Raw genomic sequence first — 17237 nt, 5'->3', positions numbered from 1 at the left:
CTTCAATTCTACGCTCCCAGGCCGTTTGATACAGGAAAGGTTCATGAGAAAAGGAATTCCAAATTTAGGCGCGCTGCAGGCATTCGAGGCCACCGCGCGGCTGGCCTCGTTTTCGCGCGCGGCCGAGGAACTTTCGCTCACGCACAGCGCGGTTTATCGACAGGTAACGGGGCTTGAGGAGCGATTGGGCGTCGAATTGCTGACCCGTGTGCGCCGCAGGGTCGCCGTTACCGCGGCAGGCGCGGAGTACGCCGCGCGCGTGCGCCATCACCTGGAACAACTGGAAAAGGATACGCTGGGGCTGATGTCGCGTTCCGGCATGGGGCGCAGCCTGCACATTGCGGTGCTGCCTACCTTGGCCACCACCTGGCTGGTACCCCGGCTCCCCGATTTTCAGCGCAGGCACGGCGACATCTCGGTAAACCTTTCGGTGCGGACCTTGCCTTTCCAGTTCAATGATCATCCCTTCGATGCGGCCATCTATCACGCCGAACAGATATGGCCACAGACCGCCGGCATTAAATTATTCGACGAAGGCGAGTTGCTGCCGGTCTGCACGCCCGGAATGCTCGAAGCGATCGAAGATGCCGGGGCGTCCATGGCCGATCTGACACATCTGCACATGTCATCGCGTCCGGACGCATGGCGTCACTGGTATCAGGCGCAGCAAAAAGAATATGTGCCATCCATCAGCGCCGGGCCGCGCTATGAGCTCTTCACCATGACCCTCGCCGCCGTGAAGGCGGGAATGGGCGTGGCGCTGATGCCCCGTTTTCTTGTACAAGAAGAGCTCGATGCCGGACAGTTGGTCGCGCCGGTTCAGGGAGTCCTAAGCGTGCGTGAAGCCTATTTTTTCAGCTACCCCATATCTCGTGAGCCGAGTGAGGCCTTGTTGGCGCTGGAAGCATGGCTGGTCGGCATTACCAAGGCAGGCGGGGGGCAGCGCCATGACTGATAATCGCAGTGCCAACGCCCTTTGGCGCGTTTTGCAACCAGTCGCCGCTGGCGTGCTGGTTGCGGCCGGCGTATTGCATGCGCCAGGCGTGTCGGCTTTTGACGCCAGCACCACACGGGATGTCCCGTCCGTCAGCGCACCGGTCCGTGTCCAGGATATCAACCCGGAGGCGGCGAGCAGGTCTGTTCAACAAAGTCAGGGCGTAGTGCGCACATCGCACTACATGGCGAGTACGGCGAACCCCTTTGCCACCCAGGCAGGTGTGGATGTCCTGGCGGAGGGCGGCAGCGCGGCCGACGCGGTCATTGCCAGCCAAATGGTGCTGAGCCTGGTCGAGCCGCAGTCCTCGGGAATAGGGGGCGGCGCTTTTATCGTTTCTTACGACGCCGCGAGCCAGTCCGTGCACGCTTACGATGGGCGCGAAACCGCTCCCGCTTCCGCCCGCAGCGATCGTTTCATGGCGGGCGGGAAGGCCATTCCGTTTTGGGAAGCCGTCAATAGCGGCCGTTCAGTCGGTGCGCCCGGGCTTCTGAAATCACTGGCTCTCCTGCATGAAAAGAACGGGCGCCTGGACTGGGCCCGCCTGTTTGAACCGGCTATTACCCTGGCTGAAGACGGGTTTCCAGTATCCGAACGACTGCACGCCTTGTTGAACAACAATAATGGCTTGCGCGAGCAAGCGGCGGCTGCAGCCTACTTTTACGACTCAAACGGCGAACCTTGGCCGGTAGGCCACATCTTGGTCAATAGGGAGCTTGCGCAGGTATTTCGCGAAATCGCCGTCCATGGCGCGCATGCTTTCTACGAAGGCAAGCTGGCGCAAGATATCGTCGCCGCTGTCGCCGGACACCCCATTCCCGGAGACCTGAGTCTGGAAGATTTATCGGGATACCGCGCCCTGGAACGCGCCTCGCTATGTGCCCCCTACAAAATCTACACGCTTTGCGGCATGCCGCCGCCCAGTTCCGGGCCGCTGACGGTAATCCAGATGTTGAATATCCTGTCGCATACGGATATCGCTGCCTTGCCGCCTGATTCGCTGCAGGCAGTGCATTATTTCGCGGAAGCCGGAAAGCTGGCGTATGCCGACCGGGACGTCTACGTAGCCGATCCGGCGTTCATCGACGTGCCGGTAAAGGATTTGCTGGATCGGGAATACCTGGCTCTGCGAGCAGGCCTCATCCAGCCTGGTCGAACCATAGGGCGTGCGCCTCCGGGCGATCCAGTCGGTATGCTGGCCGTACGAGGCCAGGACACGTCGCTGCAACAGCCTTCCACCACGCACATCTCGGCCGTGGACGCGCAAGGCAATGTAGTGTCGATGACCAGTTCGATTGAATCGGCGTTTGGCAGCAAAATTTTTGTACGCGGTTTCCTGCTGAACAATCAACTGACCGATTTCTCGCTTTCCGACGTGGATGCGCAGGGCAAGCCGGTGGCAAACCGGCTTGAACCATTGAAGCGGCCACGCAGCTCGATGGCGCCCATGCTGGTGCTGAAGGATGGCAAGCCCATCATGGCCATCGGTTCGCCTGGCGGCAGCGCCATTATCAACTACGTGGCCAAGACCTTGCTGGGTGTCCTGGACTGGGAGCTGAACATTCAGCAGGCCATTGACCTGCCCAATCGTGGAAGCCGGAATTCGTTCACGGAACTGGAAAAAGGTACGTCACTACACGGATTGGCAAACGGCTTGCGGGCCATGGGACACGAGGTCAGGGAGATTGATTTTCCAAGCGGACTGCAGGGGATAGTGATCACGCCGGAAGGCCTGGAGGGTGGGTCGGACCCTCGGCGGGAGGGGGTTTCTTCTGGGGGGTGATGGTTTGGGCCTGGCTGGTAGGATGCGGCGGCAAAGCTCGACACCTCCGGCCTTACCGTTACGGATGCAGTGCGCTCGTTCAAGTCTCTGAGCACGCCGTCTCAGTGATCGATGGCATACGAGTATCGCTGGACCGATGGCGTCGCACTGAAGGGCAGATGATGGTGTTTTAGTGGCTACCTGCATATAATGAACTATGCCCAACAAACGCCAATCTGCCACGATCGAGATAAATGGGAAGGACTCGAAGACCGCGAGACCTCCTATTAGTGGTCGCTATGTGTCGCCGATCGGGCGCCTTCAACTAAGTAGCCCGCTCAGGGACACCCAATCTGGATGGAAGATTGTCGGTTCTAGTGTCAAACGTACCGAGACTGCAGGGACTAAAGCGAAGTCCGCATCCCGCGGTACCGAAGTAGAGAATCCGTATGCGATGAGCAGTGAAAAAACTTTTGCAGTCTTGCGAAAGGTTAACGTACTCACGGCAGCAGGGAAGCTCAAGAAAGCCTTTAAATGACCCCTGGCCACCTTTTGCTGGCCTATCATGGCTGCGACGCGATAACGCGCGACGATCTAGTGTCGGGTCGGCTCGGTGCTTTAGACCATAGTCAGAACGAATACGATTGGCTCGGTCCAGGTACGTACTTTTTTGAGGGCGACCCCCAACGTGCGATGAATTTTGCACAAGCATCCGCGGACAATCCCGAGTCGTTGTTCACGCAGAGGCCGATCGTGACGCCTGCAGTCGTAGGTGCCGTCATATGTGTGCATGGCTGTCTGGATATGACCACGCAAGCCGGTCTCATTGAGTTTGACCAGGTGCTGCAGCAACTAATCACAGCTGGGGTACCACTCGCCTCCAATGATCAAGACTCGCCGAGACTGCGGCGACTGAACAACCAGGTTTTCACAGCGCTTCATGGTTTTCGAGACGAAAAGGCATTTGAGCCGTACCAAATGGTTAGGGGAGCATTTGCACAAGGTGATCCCTTAGGCGATAGGTACTCGGGCTTTAGTCGAGATGGGCACATCCAGGTTGCAGTTCGCGATCCCAATATAATCATGAGTTGGTTCCTGCCGAAGGAGGATCGATTGATGACGGAAGCTGAATATTCCGCGGCAAGCGAAGCCCTCGCTGCGGCGCCGGTGGGTGCCGCCCGAAAGCCGCGACGTCGTACTACTTGACGTCCTTTCGTCAACACAATAGTTCGATAGCCGTCATTTGCGACAGGCAACTTCCGGCCAGCAGTGGGCACGTGCTTATTCCGCCCGGTGGCATGCGACGCACAGTTTATTCCCTTCAGGATCCCGAAAGTACGCTCCGAAATAATTGGGATGGTACTGGGGCCGCAAACCTGGCTCACCCTCGCAGGTGCCGCCCGCAGCCAGTGCCATGGAATGCACCTGACGTACTTGATCGCGGGAAGTGGCCAGAAAGGCAGACATCTGGCCGTTACCCGGATCTTGCGGCTTACCATCGAAAGGCTTGCTGATCACGAAAAATGGTCGGGTGTCACCCGCAGAATGCCAGCCGGCCCACGGCACATCGGGATCACAGAATCGCTGCTCTATCCCCAGCGCTGTAAACAAGCGATCATAGAAATGGAGCGCGCGGTCAAAATCAGTAACACCAACGAATACGTGCGAGAACATGGCAAGTCCCTTGAAAGTTGCAGTTCAAGCAGGCTAGCACCAACCGTGCGTTGCCGGCCAAGCAAGAGTTCTTCTATACACGAGTCCACGGCAAGCAATCGCACAAGATATCGGCACTAAGCGACCATCCAGTCGGAAGGGCAGCTGCTCGAAGCTTTTTGGAAGTTCCATACGGACGATGTAAGCTCTTTGTGTTTATCCGACCAGTTTGACGATGCAAACCTGCCTGGCCGCATCTACACCACCATCTCATTGCGGCAGGTCCTCTGCGGTACCGAACTTACCATCGTGCAGGAAGGCCTGCCAGAAGCCATTCCCGTGGAGATGTGTTATCTGGGTTGGTAGGAATCACTTCTTCAACTGGCAAACCTGGTAGAACCCGACATCCCCGGTTGAAGCTCCGCCCCAGCAGCATCGCGCATTTCCATTCCACAGTGGGGCAGGGCGTGGGGTGAAGCTTTTCAGCGACTTACGGGATCGAGCGGGCCGTAAGCGAAGGAAGTCCCGAACGGGACGTACGAGCAAGGCAAGCGATGTTCGGCGCCGTAGGGCGACGAACCGATCACGTGGAGCGAAAAGCTTCACCCCACGCCCTGACGCACGCCAGAAGGAACAGCTCTCAAGTAGCTGACAACGCACGTAAGAAACCATCCACCCTGACGTAAGTCAGAAAAAAACCCTATCTGAACACCACCGTCCGTTGCCCATTCAACAAAATCCGATGCTCAACATGCGACCGCACCGCACGCGACAGCACCAGCGACTCCACATCGCTGCCTACCTGCGTCAGGTCACGCGCACTCATCGCGTGATCGACCCGCTCAATATCCTGCTCAATGATCGGACCTTCATCCAGGTCTCCCGTCACATAATGCGCCGTCGCACCTATGATCTTCACACCACGCGCATGGGCCTGGTGATAAGGACGAGCCCCCTTGAAGCTAGGCAAAAAACTGTGATGGATATTGATCGCCTTTCCGGATAAAGCCTGGCACAGATTATTCGACAGGATCTGCATATACCGCGCCAGCACCACCAGGTCGACGTTCTCTTTCCGCACCAGATCCAGGATCTGCTGCTCTTGTGCTTCCCGTGTCTCCGGAGTCACGGGCAGATGATAAAACGGTATGCCATAGGATCCCGCCATCGCCGCGAAATCGCCATGATTCGACACAATGCCGGCTATTTCCACAGGCAATTGTCCGCTGTGCTTGCGGAACAGCAAATCGTTCAGGCAGTGCCCTTGCCGGCTGACCAGGATGAGCAGGCGCGCCTTGCGTTGGGCATCATAGATTTGCGCTTCCATGTCGAATTTGTTGGCGACCGACGCGAAGGAGCGCTCCAGTTCCGCTGCATCCGCGGGCAGGGGAAGGTGGAAATGCACACGCAGGAAAAAGCGTTCGGTCTCCAGATCCCCAAATTGCTGGGCATCGATGATGTTGCCGTGCAGGTTCAACAGCCAGCCGGTAACGCTATGCACAATGCCGATACGGTCGGGACAGGAAAGGGTAAGAATGTAATCGTTCATTTTTTTATCGGTCAAGCCTGGTGGGGCGTTTGCATGAGTGCGGAGCGGGTCATTTGCGCGAGCGCGAGGCATGCGGTGAGCCCTGGTGATTCAATCCCAAACATGTTTATCAAGCCGGGGATGCCGTGCGTGGACGGCCCTGCGATCACGAAGTCTGCGGCCGGTGCGCCGGCGCCCACTATTTTAGGACGTATTCCCGTGTAGCCGGGATTCAATGCGCCGTCGGGCAGCGCTGGCCAATAACGCCGCACCGCCTCGTAAAACATGTCGGCCCGCCGGGCATCCAGCGTATAGTCTTCACGGTCTATCCATTCAGTGTCCGGACCGAACTTGGCCTGGCCGCCAAGGTCCAACGTCAGGTGCACGCCCAGGCCGGCGTTGTCCGGCATCGGGTAGATAAGGCGGCTGAAGGGTGAGCGGCCTGACAGGGTGAAGTAGCTGCCCTTGCAGAAGTAGGCCTGCGGTATGTGCTGTTCCGGCTGCCCCAGCAGCTTTCGCGCGACGGAAGGCGCCGACAGGCCCGTGGCATTGATGACGCAATTGGCGGTGAGCTCCATGGCGTCGGCGCCGTCGAACTGAAGCAGGAATTCGCCCGAGTCCAGTACTTGTCCGGCGCGAAAGGGCGTATGAAAAACGCATTGTGCGCCGTTATTTTCTGCGTCGCCCTGCAGCGAGAGCATCAGTGCGTGGCTATCGACAATGCCGGTGGAAGGCGAAACCAATGCCGCGTCGCACACCAGTGCGGGTTCCAGTTCGCGCGCCTCAACGTCGCTGATCCGGTACAGGTCATCGACGCCGTTTAACGCGGCGCGCTGGGCGATCGCCTCAAGCTGTCCGCTCTGCTCCGGCGTAGCCGCCACAATCAGTTTGCCCATGCGCCGATGCGGTATGCCGCGTTCGGTGCAATAGTCATAGAGCATGTGTTTGCCTGCGACGCATAGCTGCGCCTTCAGGCTGCCTTGCGGATAGTAGATGCCGGCATGGATCACTTCCGAGTTGCGTGAGCTGGTGCCCGTGCCGATAGCCTCGGCCGCTTCCACGACCAGGACTTCCCGGCCCGCCATGCTGAGTTCGCGCGCGACAGCCAGGCCGACTACGCCGGCTCCCAGAACGACGCAGTCTATATCTGCTGCCATGATGTTTCCTGCATTGCTTAGGTATGTCTACCGATGCCTAGTCGTTCGACAAAGGTTCGGTAGAGGGTGTGAGGTCGAAATCACCGGCATGATATACCAGGGGTTGACCGAAATTGCGGTGACAGCGTTCCACCTGGCCGATAAAGACCAGATGGTCGCCTGCTTCATGCTGCGTAATATTATGGCACTCGAACCAAGCCGCGCATTCCGGATCGTCCAGCATCAAGGTGCCGCCAGGCGCGCGTGCCAGGGCCAGGTCGCTGAATCGGCCGGCCTGCGGACCATAGGCGAATCGTTTGGCCAAGTGCAGCTGCGGCGCCGCCAGTACATGGATGACGTATCGTTGCGCATGCACGAAATGGCGCAAGGACGACGCGGCCTTGGACAGGCTCCACAGCACCATGGGCGGTTCGAGCGATACCGAATTGAATGAGCTTATCGTCAGGCCCACGGGCCGGTGATCGTCCGTCTCGGTGGTGATGATGGTAACGCCGGTCGCAAATCGGCCTAGTGCCGAACGGAAAAAGTCGGCATTGAAGTCGGGAGGCGTTGCTATCATAGAGTCCTTCTTGTGTGCCGACGCTCAGGGCGCCAGGCGCGTACGCGACCAGCTTTCCCCGTTATCGCGTTGGAACACCAGGCGATCGTGCAGGCGCGAAGGCCGGCCCTGCCAGAACTCGACGTAATCGGGCTTTAGCCGGTAGCCGCCCCAGTGTTCAGGTCGCCGAGGCTCTGCACCCAGCGATTCCGTCAGTGCAAGCAATCGCGCTTCAAGCTCGGCGCGGGTGATAGGTTGGCTCTGGGGGGAAACCCAGGCGCCTATGCGCGACCCCAGCGGCCTGCTTTGAAAGTATTCGTCCGACTCGGCGGCGGACACCTTTTCTATGCTTCCTTCCAGTCGTACCTGCCGCTCAAGTTGCGGCCAGAAGAACAGCAGGCTGGCAAATGGATTGGCGGCCAGCTCCCGTCCTTTGCGTGAGGCGTAATTGGTAAAGAAGGTGAAGCCCCTCTCATCGAAACCTTTCAGCAACACGATGCGCGCCGCGGGGCGGCCCTCTGGCGTGGTGGTGGCCAGTGTCATCGCGTTGGGCTCAGGCACGGCAGCCTGTAGCGCATCGCTGAACCATAGCGTGAATTGCTCCAGCGGCGTCGTGGCAAGAGATGCCTCGAGCAACTCGAATTTTTCGTATTTCTGGCGAAGATCGGCAACGGACATGATGGCACGGTAAGAAAGGTGGCGGAATACTAGTTTACTGGACTCCGGGATATCAGGTCGTACCGGTCGTGGACTTGTGGAGTTCGCGGACCAGCAGCTGTAGACGCTTGTCCTGGATATTGGACTGCTTCAGTGCCCTTGCGGTTTCAAGGACGTACTCGATGCATGGGCCATAGCTGCCATGCGCGCTCTGGACGATGTCGATCAGCCGTTCGGCGGGCAGGTCGCGCACGTAGGCGTCGGTGTAGCGGTTCATGGTGAAGGTCAGCGCGCTGACTATTCCGTGATCCGTGCGGCACCTGAGCCACCTAGGGATGTAAGCGCCGCTGGGCATTTCTCGACGCCAGAGCGCTTCCATCGTGGATGGGACGTCGCCGGCCGGGATTCGGTACGCCATGCCCCGGCATGAACCGCCGACATCAAGGCCGAACACCAGCCCAGGCTTGTCCGGGGTTCCGCGATTGACGCGCGACCACAGGCATAGTGCGCGGTGGTAGCCGTGCAGCAGGGCTGCCCGCTGCTCGATGAACTGAAATTCAGGCCGCCAGATGAGCGAGCCGTATCCGTATATCCAGACATCTTCATCGCCATTCCAGCCGGACAGCGCATCCAGCATGGATGCATGGCGTTCGGCTTCGGTCAACAAGCGAAAGCTGCTGGGTGCGGCGGCGGCGTGCGGAGCGGGTGCAAAGGTGTTAGTCACTTTATTCTGGCAAGAGCAGGGTTCGAGATGCGATATATCGACATAGTAAATCAGTTGCGCGGCGGCAGGCATCGCGCTGGACGTGATACCGTGGAGCTACTCATTTTTTTACGTTACTGTCCGACCTCAATATGTCCGCAACCTGTCAATTCGATACTGAACGCCGCTTCGGCGGCCTTGAACGCCTGTATGGCCCCGGCAGCCTGCAGGCTCTGCGCGGCGCTCACGTCGTGGTGGCCGGCATTGGCGGAGTGGGATCCTGGTGCGCCGAGGCGTTGGCGCGTTGCGGAGTCGGGGCGCTCAGCCTCATTGATCTCGATCATATTGCCGAGTCGAACATCAACCGCCAGCTGCATGCGCTGACCGAGACCCTGGGCCAGTCCAAGGTCGCGGCCATGGCTCAGCGCGTGCACGGGATTAATCCCGAGTGCCGTGTCCGGATGGTCGATGATTTCGTAAGTCCCGATAACGTAGCGGACGTATTCGGCGATGATGCCGGCCTGATCATCGATTGCACGGACCAGGCGCAGGCCAAGATCGCCATGATTCTGCAAGCGCGTCTGCGCGAGATCCCCGTCCTGGTGTGCGGCGGGGCAGGCGGAAAAGTAAATCCACTCACCCTGCGTGCCGGCGACCTGTCACTGGCCGTCAATGATGCCTTGCTGGCAAAGCTGCGCAATACCTTGCGCCGTCAGCACCGCTATCCCAAAGCGTCCGACCACGCCGGCAAGCCGCGCAAGCGTGTGCCCAAGATGGGCGTTCGTGCCTTGTGGTTCGATCAGCCGGCGCTCTTGCCGGCGCAATGGTCGGCCGGTGCCGACGACGCAACCATCCCGGCCAAGGCTTCCGGTGCGCAACAGCCGCCTGATACCTTGCAAGGCTTATCATGCGCGGGATACGGGTCAGTCGTTACCGTGACGGCGGCAATGGGAATGGCGGCAGCCAACGAGGCGGTACATTGGCTGCTGAACGGCAAGTTCGCCTGAGATAGTCCGCCGTTAGTGATTGGCGGTCACACCGGTTCCAGCGGCTGGTGTGGCTGGTCGGGAAGGGCAACAATTATGTGATCGTCCGGAAAGACTACACCGCCGCACAGCACGATGCCCATCACACCGGCCTTGCGTATCAGCCGACCTTGCTCGTCCCGGGACAGTACGGCGGCCATTAGGCCCGCCTGGAACGCATCGAGTTGCGAGCAGGGGTTGCGCAGGCCAGTCACCTCGACCACGGCCGTTGCGCCGATGTGCAGCCGGGTCGAACGGGGCAATTGCAGCAAGTCGATGCCCCGGGTGGTGATGTTTTCACCTATGTGGCCAGGGCCGACCTGGAAACCTTGTGTTGCCAGCTCGTCATGCAGTTCGCTATGAAGCAGATGCACCTGCCGTAGATTGGCTTGTAAGGGATCTTTTGCGACGCGGGAACGATGCTTGACGGTGACGCCGCAGTGCGCATCGCCTTCCACGCCCAGCGCCGCCAATAAGGTGATGCTGCCGTGCAGGGCCTTGGTGAACGTATGGGCCCGGCCTTTGCTGACGGCGATAACGGATGGAAGCGGGATGTCAGGCATAGTGGACCTCGGGGTTGAATGAGGATATCTTATCGCGGGCCGACCATGTTTGCCGCCGTGGTTCGCATATTCAAGTGAAACGTGCAAGCATACGGCCTGTTGTACGATATTCAAGTGAACCATGCGGAGTAATGACACAGTGAACGACCAGCCTATTCTTGATGCCGGGATGCAGGATGATGAAACGGACCGGGATGCAAAGGTGCAAGAGCCGCGGCTTTGGTGCGACGATGGCTGGACGGCCCGGGTCATCAAGAACCAGGACGACGATGGCTGGGCGGTGGAAATGATCATGGACGGCGAGGATGAGCCGGCACTGGTGGGCCCATGGACCATGGGCCGGGACAAGAAGAATCCCAAGCCGCTGGACGCTTCTGCCTTCTATACCCTGGTCAAGACCGCAACCGAAGTCCTGCGCCGCCACGAGCAGCAGCTGCACGCCCTCCTGCATAAAAGCCTCAAGGTGCGCACGGCGTCCGCGCGGCTGACCATCAAGCTGGATATCGTGCCCGATGACGACAATCCGTCTGCAACGCTAAGCGCCTGTGATGAAGCCGGCGAGCAGCTTGCCCAGGTCGAGGTGCCGACGAGTTTCAAGCTTACGCCGGACAGCGCCGCGGAGTGGATAGCCAACGATTTCAGGAAACCGGGTCGATAAGCAGGCGTTTAATACGCTGACAAGCATGGAGCCTCATTGAAGCTTAATCGTCGCCATCTATATTCGGCCTGGCTCGCTTTATTGGCGATGCTGATGATCTCCGTCGCGCCGGTGGTTTCCCAAGCGCTGGCCATGGCGCATGTTCCAGCGGGGCACGAAGCTGCCATGTCGGGACATGCTCATGGCGATCCTGCCCCCGCCGATCATTCTGATCACGGTCTGGACGAATGTGGCTATTGCACGCTCCTGACACAGTTGCCGGCCCTGGGCGACTGCAGCGGTCCGGTCTTGAATGCGGCTCTGCTGCATGGAGAGCCGCTGCAGCACGGTAGCAGTAATCATCAGGCCATCAAGGTCAACTTCCCGGATGCGTTGCCGCGTGCTCCTCCCTCGCTGATTGGCAACGACACAAGCCTGCCTGGGACGTAAATAGTTGCGGCGCGCAGTCAAATGCGATCCGATCCACCTCTCCCGACATCGGTGAAGGAGGTGCGCAACGCCGCCAGGCCATTCCTGCCACATTCAGAGTGACCTATGTTGACCGACACGACTCCTGTCTCGGAAGTACCCGATCGCGCGAACACTGCATTCGCAACAACGTCTACCTCGCACACCCCAAGCACGAATCGCTGGGCGTTCGCCTTGCTGACGCGACTACATTTCTATATTGGTTTGTTGGTAGGACCATTTCTCTTTACAGCCGCGCTCAGCGGTATTCTGTATGCCCTGACACCTCAGATCGAGGACCAGGTCTACAAGCATGAGCTGTACACCGACAGTATCGGCAAGCCCGCTCCATTGCTGGACCAGATCGCCGCCGCCCGCGAAGTGACGGGTGAGGGTCCGGCGCTCGTCGCGATCAGGCCGGCGCCTGTGCCGGGCACTACGACTCGCATCCTTTTCTCCAAGCCGGGGATGGGCCCGTCCGACAGCCGGGCGATTTTTATCGATCCGGTGACGGCCGAGGTGCGGGGCGATCTTGGGGTTTATGGAACCAGTGGCGTATTGCCGATACGCGCCTGGATAGACGTATTTCATCGTGGCTTGCACCTGGGGGATGCCGGTCGCCTGTACAGCGAACTCGCTGCTTCCTGGCTCTGGATTGCGGCCCTTGGAGGGCTTGCCGTGTGGGTGGCGAAATATCGTCGCGAACGGCTGGCCCGGCGAGCTTCCCGGTCGGTGAGCGCCCGCCGCCATCGACTGCGCGACTGGCATGGACGGCTGGGGCTTTGGGTCTTGATTGGCGTCTTGTTCTTTTCCGTAACCGGCCTGACTTGGTCGCAGTGGGCCGGCGCCAACATATCGGTATTGCGGGGCTACTATGGTTGGGGCACGCCAGCCGTGGCGACCAGTCTCGATCCGGCGTCCGCCCGTCCGGCATCCGACGAACACGCGCATCACCATGCTGCCGTGCCCCTGTCTGACGTCGACGATGCGGCCATGTTCGATCCTGTGCTGGCCGCGGCAAGGATGGCCGGCATCAATGCCGGCAAGGTCGAGATCCGGCCGCCCGCCAAGCCGGGCAAGGCCTGGACGGTTACGGAGATCGACCGCAGCTGGCCGACGCAAGTGGACGCCGTCGCGATTGACCCGCGCAACATGGCTGTCGTCGATCAAATCCGTTTTGTTGATTTCCCGCTGGCGGCCAAGCTTACCCGTTGGGGCATAGACGCGCATATGGGCGCGCTGTTTGGCCTGGCCAATCAGCTTGTGCTCATAGTCTTCGCGGGAGGCCTGCTCACCATGATCGTATGGGGCTATGCCATGTGGTGGCGCAGGCAAGCGTCTAGCGCCGCGGCAGCTCCCCGGCACGTAGGCTTGCTCTCTTTGCTGGGTCATGCCCCTTTTGGGGCGAGAGTCGCAATACTGATTGCCGCGGGGCTGACAGGATGGTTCCTTCCCGTATTGGGTTTCAGCCTGATCGTTTTCGTGCTCGTTGACGGCATACTGCTCGTAGTATCCCGTCGCAGGAACCGATTGCTCGTGGGCTGACGGCGCCTACAGCATGGCATGCCGCAGCGGGCATGCCACGCTGAAGTCAATTGGCGCTGCGCAGGCCCTGCTCGTATCGCAGCCTGGCTTCTTCTTCAAGGCGCGCGTCTTCGAGGTCGTCCATCAGGGCTTCTAGGTCCACCGGACGCGTGTCAACGTCGACACGACCTGTCAGGACCGATTCGCTGGTAAGCTCACCCGCCTCGAAAAGCGTCCAGATTTCCTTGCCATAGTCGGTGGCAAGCAGCTGTGGGGCGAATTGCCCGAAGAAGGTGGCAAGGTTTTCGACGTCGCGGCACAGCATGGCGGCCGCCTCATTGTTGCCGGCGGCATCTACCGCCTGGGGCAAGTCGATAATGACGGGGCCACCGGCGGCAAGCAGAATGTTGTATTCGGAAAGGTCGCCATGAATAATACCGGCGCACAGCATGCGCACCACCTGGTTGACCAGCATGGCATGTAGTTCCAGCGCGCGCTCTGGCGTCATGTCGACATCGTTAAGGCGTGGCGCCACGTCGCCAACGTCATCGACCACGAGTTCCATCAACAACACGCCGTCGGTACAGATATACGGCTGTGGCACCCGGACATTGGCATTGGCAAGCCGGAACAAGGCATCGACCTCGGCGTTTTGCCAAAGTTCTTCCTGCATCTGGCGCCCGTAACGGGTTCCTTTTTCCATGGCGCGCGCCTGGCGGCTGTTCTGCACCTTGCGGCCATCGCGATAAGAGGCGGCCTGGCGAAAGCTGCGCTGCTTGGCGTCTTTGTAGACCTTGGCGCAACGTATGGAGTCGCCGCTGCGTACCACATATACCGTTGCTTCCTTGCCACTCATCAGTTGGCTGATGACTTCATCGATGAGGCCCTCTTCAAGAAGAGGAGCCAGTCGCTTGGGCACCTTCATGCGGTGTGAAAAATAGATTTGCTCATGCCCGATTATACGGGAGGAGGGCTTGCGGGAACACGCCGAGGTACACTATGGCGCTCGGATCGCTGTCATTGCCCCCTCACTTCTTCAGTATCACGTCTCTTTCCCCCAGGGACCGCGTCTTTTTCCCGCGAACACTCGATGCTTGCCAGCACCTATAACCCCCTCCTTGTCCTGTCCTCGATATTTATTTCGATCCTGGCCTCATACACTGCGCTTGGCATGGTTGGCCGTATTGCGGCGGCCCAAGGTCGGGCGGCATATGGATGGCTGGCGGGCGGAGCATGCGCCATGGGCATTGGTATCTGGGCCATGCATTTTGTGGGAATGCTTGCCTTCAGATTACCGATCCCACTGGGCTACGACGCGGTAATCACGGCATTGTCCTTATTGATCGCCATCGCGTCTTCCGCATTTGCGCTATGGATTCTTACTTACAAGACCTTGCCCTGGCCCAGGCTGCTTGCCGGTGCGCTCCTGATGGGGGTGGGCATCATAAGCATGCATTACACCGGCATGGAAGCCCTGCGCATGAACCCCGGAATCCGGTATGTTCCATCTTTGGTTGCCGCTTCGGTTGCCATTGCCATCGGGGCGTCCGGCATTGGCTTATGGATGGCTTTTCATCTGCGCGGCCGGTCATTGCATAGTGGATGGTTGCGTCTGGGCGCCGCCGTCATCTTGGGGCTGGCTATCGCCGGAATGCACTATACGGGAATGGCCGCCGCTCAGTTCTCATCCGGCAGTATCTGCGGAGCACTAGGGGCGGGCGTGGACTCCAGGTGGTTGGCACTGGTGGTGATTGTCGTCACCATGGCGGTGCTGGGAATCGCCCTGGTCAGCTCCGTGCTTGATGCGCGGCTTGAGTCCCGCACAGCAAAACTTGCAGGGTTTCTGGCCGATGCAAATGGAGAGTTGAGGCACCGGGCACTCCATGACAGCCTTACTAATTTACCTAACCGTGTATTGCTGGCAGACAGGCTCGCGCAATGCATCCATGCTGCTGATGCTGAAGAAGGGCAGTTTGCGTTGATGTTCATGGATCTGGATGGCTTCAAGGCCGTCAATGACGCCTATGGCCATCAGGCAGGCGATGCTTTGCTCGTCGAGGTGGCGCGGCGTATTCTGTCCCGGGTACGCCCGGAGGATACGATTGCGCGCCTCGGCGGCGACGAGTTTGTGTTGTTGACTGGCCTGCTCGAGCCGAAAGACGTCGCAGGCCTTGCCGAAAGCCTGTTGACGATCATCCGTGAACCTTTTCAACTGGCGGGTCATGAACTGCGCGTTTCGACCAGCATCGGAATCGTGATGTATCCACGCGATGGCGCGAGTCAGCGCGACTTGCTGACCAATGCCGACGCGGCGATGTATCACTCCAAGTCGCTGGGCCAGAACACGTACTGTTTTTTCCAGGCATCGATGAGCGCGAATGCACAGCAGCAGTTGCAGCTATTGCATGATTTGCGCATGGCCATGGAGCGGCGCGAGTTCGTCCTGCACTATCAGGCCAAGGTCGACGCCCACAGCGGAATCATCACCGGCGCGGAAGCACTGCTGCGCTGGCATCACCCGGTACGAGGTTTGGTGTTTCCAGACGAATTTATCCCGGCCGCCGAGAAAAACGGCATGATCGTGCAGATTGGTGAGTGGGTGTTGGGCGAGGCATGCCGGCAGCTATGTATCTGGCACGAGAAGGGGCACCGCGATAAGTCTGTCGCGGTCAATTTGTCGGGCCTCCAGTTTGGCCATACGGGCCTGGTCCAGGCCGTATGCGATGTATTGCAACGGAATAATCTTGACCCACGCCATTTGACGCTGGAAGTCACTGAAACGGTGGCCATGCGCGATGCCGATGCAAGCATTTTGATCCTGCAGCAATTGAACGATACAGGCATCCGGATTGCCATTGACGATTTCGGGACCGGTTATTCCAGCCTTCTTTATCTTAAGCGCTTGCCGGCACACGAATTGAAGATCGATCGCGGATTCGTGCGAGAGCTCCCGCATAGCACAGAGGACGCCGCCATTGTTTCCGCGATTCTTGCGCTTGGGCATACCCTTAACCTGAAAGTCGTCGCCGAGGGCGTCGAGACCGTTGCACAGCAACAGTTCCTGACGGGCCTGGGATGCGATTCGCTGCAAGGCTATCTGTTTGGGCGCCCCATGCCACCGGATCAGTTTCTGGAAATGCTGACGCCGAGCTGACGCGGTCCATTCGGTGTCTGGATATGCGCCACGAGGTACGGCGGCACGCCGGCTGACAGGGCATGCGCCGAGAGCTTTCCTTCAAAGCCAATACGACGCAACGTTTCCTGAAGCGCCGCGGCTTCCGGGTGATGGACCTCCAGGTCCAGCAGCGAACAGCCGGTTTCCTGCATCGCGGCCGCCGGATGCGTGGGCGTATTCCATTGAATGAAGGACGGCGCCGCCCCTTGCATTGGCCGGCCTCCGTCTTCGGTAATCGTTATGAGCCATTCCAGGTCGCCGCGGGTCATGGACTGGATCTCGCCGTTCGGGATATGCGCTGCCGCTTGCGCCGCGTATATATCGCTGGTGCGCGCGACCCAGCTTGCCAGCTGCGGCTGAACATTCCAGTTGGCATCGTCGAGCTGGAACCAGCGAGGCCGGGAAGGCGCAGCCGCCCTTGGATCGGGAGCGATGACTTCCACGTACAGGTCTGGACCAAGCCTTAACAGGCTGTTGTGCGTGCCCATGCGAGGATGCTCGCCGCCTGCTTGTGGACTCACGCCCAGGGTTTCGTGCAAGTACTGTGTTCCTTGCGTCAATGTGGGCGCGGTGACGACCAAATGATCGATGCGGGCGGTGAGCATAGGCGAATTCCTCTTTTTATAGCGTTCGGTTGTCCCGGTATAACCATATCCCAGTTTCGGGAAGGTCGCTTCACGCGCACTGCGCTTGGCGGGAAACGGGCTTGTCACCTGGTCGAGCTAGCCCGGACTTTTCACCATGAGGCTTGCGGGAGTGATTTTTGCGCCTTGATCTGACCGAGTGCTGCGCCGGTCTGCTTGGGGGCGGCGTTGGAGGAGATTTTCAGCGCTGCGGACGCAATTTCCCCTAC

Annotated in this window: 17 protein-coding genes and 1 pseudogene; 9 read left to right on the top strand and 9 right to left on the bottom strand. The window is 59.5% G+C overall.

Features of this window, described 5'->3' with window-relative positions:
• The first annotated feature begins 43 nt into the window (after window positions 1-43).
• The 3 genes from CR159_RS17685 to CR159_RS17670 all read left to right on the top strand — a co-directional run bounded on the left by CR159_RS17685 (window position 44) and on the right by CR159_RS17670 (window position 3962).
• Window positions 44-955 carry a LysR substrate-binding domain-containing protein gene (locus CR159_RS17685; RefSeq protein ID WP_102075289.1) on the top strand — a complete coding sequence of 304 codons (912 nt, stop codon included), beginning with the start codon at window positions 44-46 and terminating at the stop codon, window positions 953-955.
• Window positions 948-2777, top strand: coding sequence for a gamma-glutamyltransferase (gene ggt, locus CR159_RS17680; protein WP_102075288.1), 1830 nt, complete (start codon window positions 948-950; stop codon window positions 2775-2777). The genes CR159_RS17685 and ggt overlap by 8 nt, the downstream gene beginning before the upstream one ends.
• A gap of 513 nt (window positions 2778-3290) precedes the next feature.
• Window positions 3291-3962, top strand: coding sequence for a hypothetical protein (locus CR159_RS17670; RefSeq protein WP_102075286.1), 672 nt, complete (start codon window positions 3291-3293; stop codon window positions 3960-3962).
• Between the two features lie 75 nt (window positions 3963-4037).
• On the opposite strand, the gene CR159_RS17665 is transcribed toward CR159_RS17670, so the two are convergent.
• Window positions 4038-4430, bottom strand: coding sequence for a VOC family protein (locus CR159_RS17665; RefSeq protein ID WP_102075285.1), 393 nt, complete (start codon window positions 4428-4430; stop codon window positions 4038-4040).
• A 198-nt stretch (window positions 4431-4628) separates the two neighbouring features.
• On the opposite strand from CR159_RS17665, the pseudogene CR159_RS17660 reads away from it, so the two are divergent.
• Window positions 4629-4775 (top strand): annotated as a pseudogene (locus CR159_RS17660) (polyketide cyclase); the annotation flags it as partial.
• Window positions 4776-5109: 334 nt separating this feature from the next.
• On the opposite strand, the gene purU reads toward CR159_RS17660, so the two are convergent.
• The 5 genes from purU to CR159_RS17635 are packed head-to-tail and all read right to left on the bottom strand — an operon-like array spanning window position 5110 to window position 9013.
• Window positions 5110-5958, bottom strand: coding sequence for a formyltetrahydrofolate deformylase (gene purU / locus CR159_RS17655; protein ID WP_102075284.1), 849 nt, complete (start codon window positions 5956-5958; stop codon window positions 5110-5112).
• An 11-nt stretch (window positions 5959-5969) separates the two neighbouring features.
• A complete protein-coding gene (locus CR159_RS17650) occupies window positions 5970-7094 on the bottom strand; it encodes an NAD(P)/FAD-dependent oxidoreductase (protein WP_102075283.1) in 1125 nt (374 codons plus the stop codon).
• 37 nt (window positions 7095-7131) lie between these two features.
• Window positions 7132-7653, bottom strand: coding sequence for a flavin reductase family protein (locus CR159_RS17645; protein ID WP_102075282.1), 522 nt, complete (start codon window positions 7651-7653; stop codon window positions 7132-7134).
• Between the two features lie 24 nt (window positions 7654-7677).
• On the bottom strand, window positions 7678-8310 hold the full coding sequence (gene pdxH, locus CR159_RS17640; protein WP_102075281.1) for a pyridoxamine 5'-phosphate oxidase: 633 nt from the start codon (window positions 8308-8310) through the stop codon (window positions 7678-7680).
• Window positions 8311-8362: 52 nt separating this feature from the next.
• Complete coding sequence (locus CR159_RS17635; RefSeq protein WP_233208385.1) at window positions 8363-9013, bottom strand: gamma-glutamylcyclotransferase; 651 nt, start codon at window positions 9011-9013, stop codon at window positions 8363-8365.
• A gap of 131 nt (window positions 9014-9144) precedes the next feature.
• Between CR159_RS17635 and CR159_RS17630 the strand changes: the two genes are divergently transcribed.
• Window positions 9145-9999 carry a tRNA threonylcarbamoyladenosine dehydratase gene (locus CR159_RS17630; RefSeq protein WP_102075279.1) on the top strand — a complete coding sequence of 285 codons (855 nt, stop codon included), beginning with the start codon at window positions 9145-9147 and terminating at the stop codon, window positions 9997-9999.
• Between the two features lie 26 nt (window positions 10000-10025).
• Here CR159_RS17630 and CR159_RS17625 read toward each other — a convergent pair whose 3' ends face one another.
• On the bottom strand, window positions 10026-10580 hold the full coding sequence (locus tag CR159_RS17625) for an MOSC domain-containing protein (protein ID WP_102075278.1): 555 nt from the start codon (window positions 10578-10580) through the stop codon (window positions 10026-10028).
• A gap of 169 nt (window positions 10581-10749) precedes the next feature.
• Here CR159_RS17625 and CR159_RS17620 point away from each other — a divergent pair, with 169 nt between their 5' ends.
• The 3 genes from CR159_RS17620 to CR159_RS17610 all read left to right on the top strand — a co-directional run bounded on the left by CR159_RS17620 (window position 10750) and on the right by CR159_RS17610 (window position 13230).
• Complete coding sequence (locus tag CR159_RS17620; protein WP_199173362.1) at window positions 10750-11238, top strand: hypothetical protein; 489 nt, start codon at window positions 10750-10752, stop codon at window positions 11236-11238.
• Between the two features lie 36 nt (window positions 11239-11274).
• On the top strand, window positions 11275-11667 hold the full coding sequence (locus tag CR159_RS17615; protein ID WP_102075276.1) for a DUF2946 domain-containing protein: 393 nt from the start codon (window positions 11275-11277) through the stop codon (window positions 11665-11667).
• A gap of 105 nt (window positions 11668-11772) precedes the next feature.
• Complete coding sequence (locus CR159_RS17610; RefSeq protein WP_102075275.1) at window positions 11773-13230, top strand: PepSY-associated TM helix domain-containing protein; 1458 nt, start codon at window positions 11773-11775, stop codon at window positions 13228-13230.
• Between the two features lie 46 nt (window positions 13231-13276).
• Here CR159_RS17610 and CR159_RS17605 read toward each other — a convergent pair whose 3' ends face one another.
• Window positions 13277-14134, bottom strand: a complete 858-nt coding sequence (locus CR159_RS17605; RefSeq protein WP_102075274.1) for a PA4780 family RIO1-like protein kinase — start codon at window positions 14132-14134, stop codon at window positions 13277-13279.
• A gap of 165 nt (window positions 14135-14299) precedes the next feature.
• Between CR159_RS17605 and CR159_RS17600 the strand changes: the two genes are divergently transcribed.
• Window positions 14300-16363, top strand: a complete 2064-nt coding sequence (locus CR159_RS17600; protein ID WP_102075273.1) for a putative bifunctional diguanylate cyclase/phosphodiesterase — start codon at window positions 14300-14302, stop codon at window positions 16361-16363.
• Here CR159_RS17600 and CR159_RS17595 read toward each other — a convergent pair.
• Complete coding sequence (locus CR159_RS17595) at window positions 16333-16989, bottom strand: VOC family protein (protein ID WP_102075272.1); 657 nt, start codon at window positions 16987-16989, stop codon at window positions 16333-16335. The genes CR159_RS17600 and CR159_RS17595 overlap by 31 nt on opposite strands.
• Window positions 16990-17237 lie beyond the last annotated feature (248 nt).

Origin of the sequence: Pollutimonas subterranea, assembly GCF_002849655.1 — a bacterium.
GTDB classification, from domain to species: domain Bacteria; phylum Pseudomonadota; class Gammaproteobacteria; order Burkholderiales; family Burkholderiaceae_B; genus Pollutimonas; species Pollutimonas subterranea.
The sequence above is the reverse complement of the archived record's forward strand: the minus strand, read 5'-3'. Positions and strand labels throughout refer to the sequence as shown.

Coding starts and splice junctions, on each gene's coding strand:
- CR159_RS17685 (WP_102075289.1), top strand. CDS start 44: ATGAGAAAAGGAATTCCAAATTTAGGCGCGCTGCAGGCATTCGAGGCC.
- ggt (WP_102075288.1), top strand. CDS start 948: ATGACTGATAATCGCAGTGCCAACGCCCTTTGGCGCGTTTTGCAACCA.
- CR159_RS17670 (WP_102075286.1), top strand. CDS start 3,291: ATGACCCCTGGCCACCTTTTGCTGGCCTATCATGGCTGCGACGCGATA.
- CR159_RS17665 (WP_102075285.1), bottom strand. CDS start 4,430: ATGTTCTCGCACGTATTCGTTGGTGTTACTGATTTTGACCGCGCGCTC.
- purU (WP_102075284.1), bottom strand. CDS start 5,958: ATGAACGATTACATTCTTACCCTTTCCTGTCCCGACCGTATCGGCATT.
- CR159_RS17650 (WP_102075283.1), bottom strand. CDS start 7,094: ATGGCAGCAGATATAGACTGCGTCGTTCTGGGAGCCGGCGTAGTCGGC.
- CR159_RS17645 (WP_102075282.1), bottom strand. CDS start 7,653: ATGATAGCAACGCCTCCCGACTTCAATGCCGACTTTTTCCGTTCGGCA.
- pdxH (WP_102075281.1), bottom strand. CDS start 8,310: ATGTCCGTTGCCGATCTTCGCCAGAAATACGAAAAATTCGAGTTGCTC.
- CR159_RS17630 (WP_102075279.1), top strand. CDS start 9,145: ATGTCCGCAACCTGTCAATTCGATACTGAACGCCGCTTCGGCGGCCTT.
- CR159_RS17625 (WP_102075278.1), bottom strand. CDS start 10,580: ATGCCTGACATCCCGCTTCCATCCGTTATCGCCGTCAGCAAAGGCCGG.
- CR159_RS17620 (WP_199173362.1), top strand. CDS start 10,750: ATGCAGGATGATGAAACGGACCGGGATGCAAAGGTGCAAGAGCCGCGG.
- CR159_RS17610 (WP_102075275.1), top strand. CDS start 11,773: ATGTTGACCGACACGACTCCTGTCTCGGAAGTACCCGATCGCGCGAAC.
- CR159_RS17605 (WP_102075274.1), bottom strand. CDS start 14,134: ATGAAGGTGCCCAAGCGACTGGCTCCTCTTCTTGAAGAGGGCCTCATC.
- CR159_RS17600 (WP_102075273.1), top strand. CDS start 14,300: ATGCTTGCCAGCACCTATAACCCCCTCCTTGTCCTGTCCTCGATATTT.
- CR159_RS17595 (WP_102075272.1), bottom strand. CDS start 16,989: ATGCTCACCGCCCGCATCGATCATTTGGTCGTCACCGCGCCCACATTG.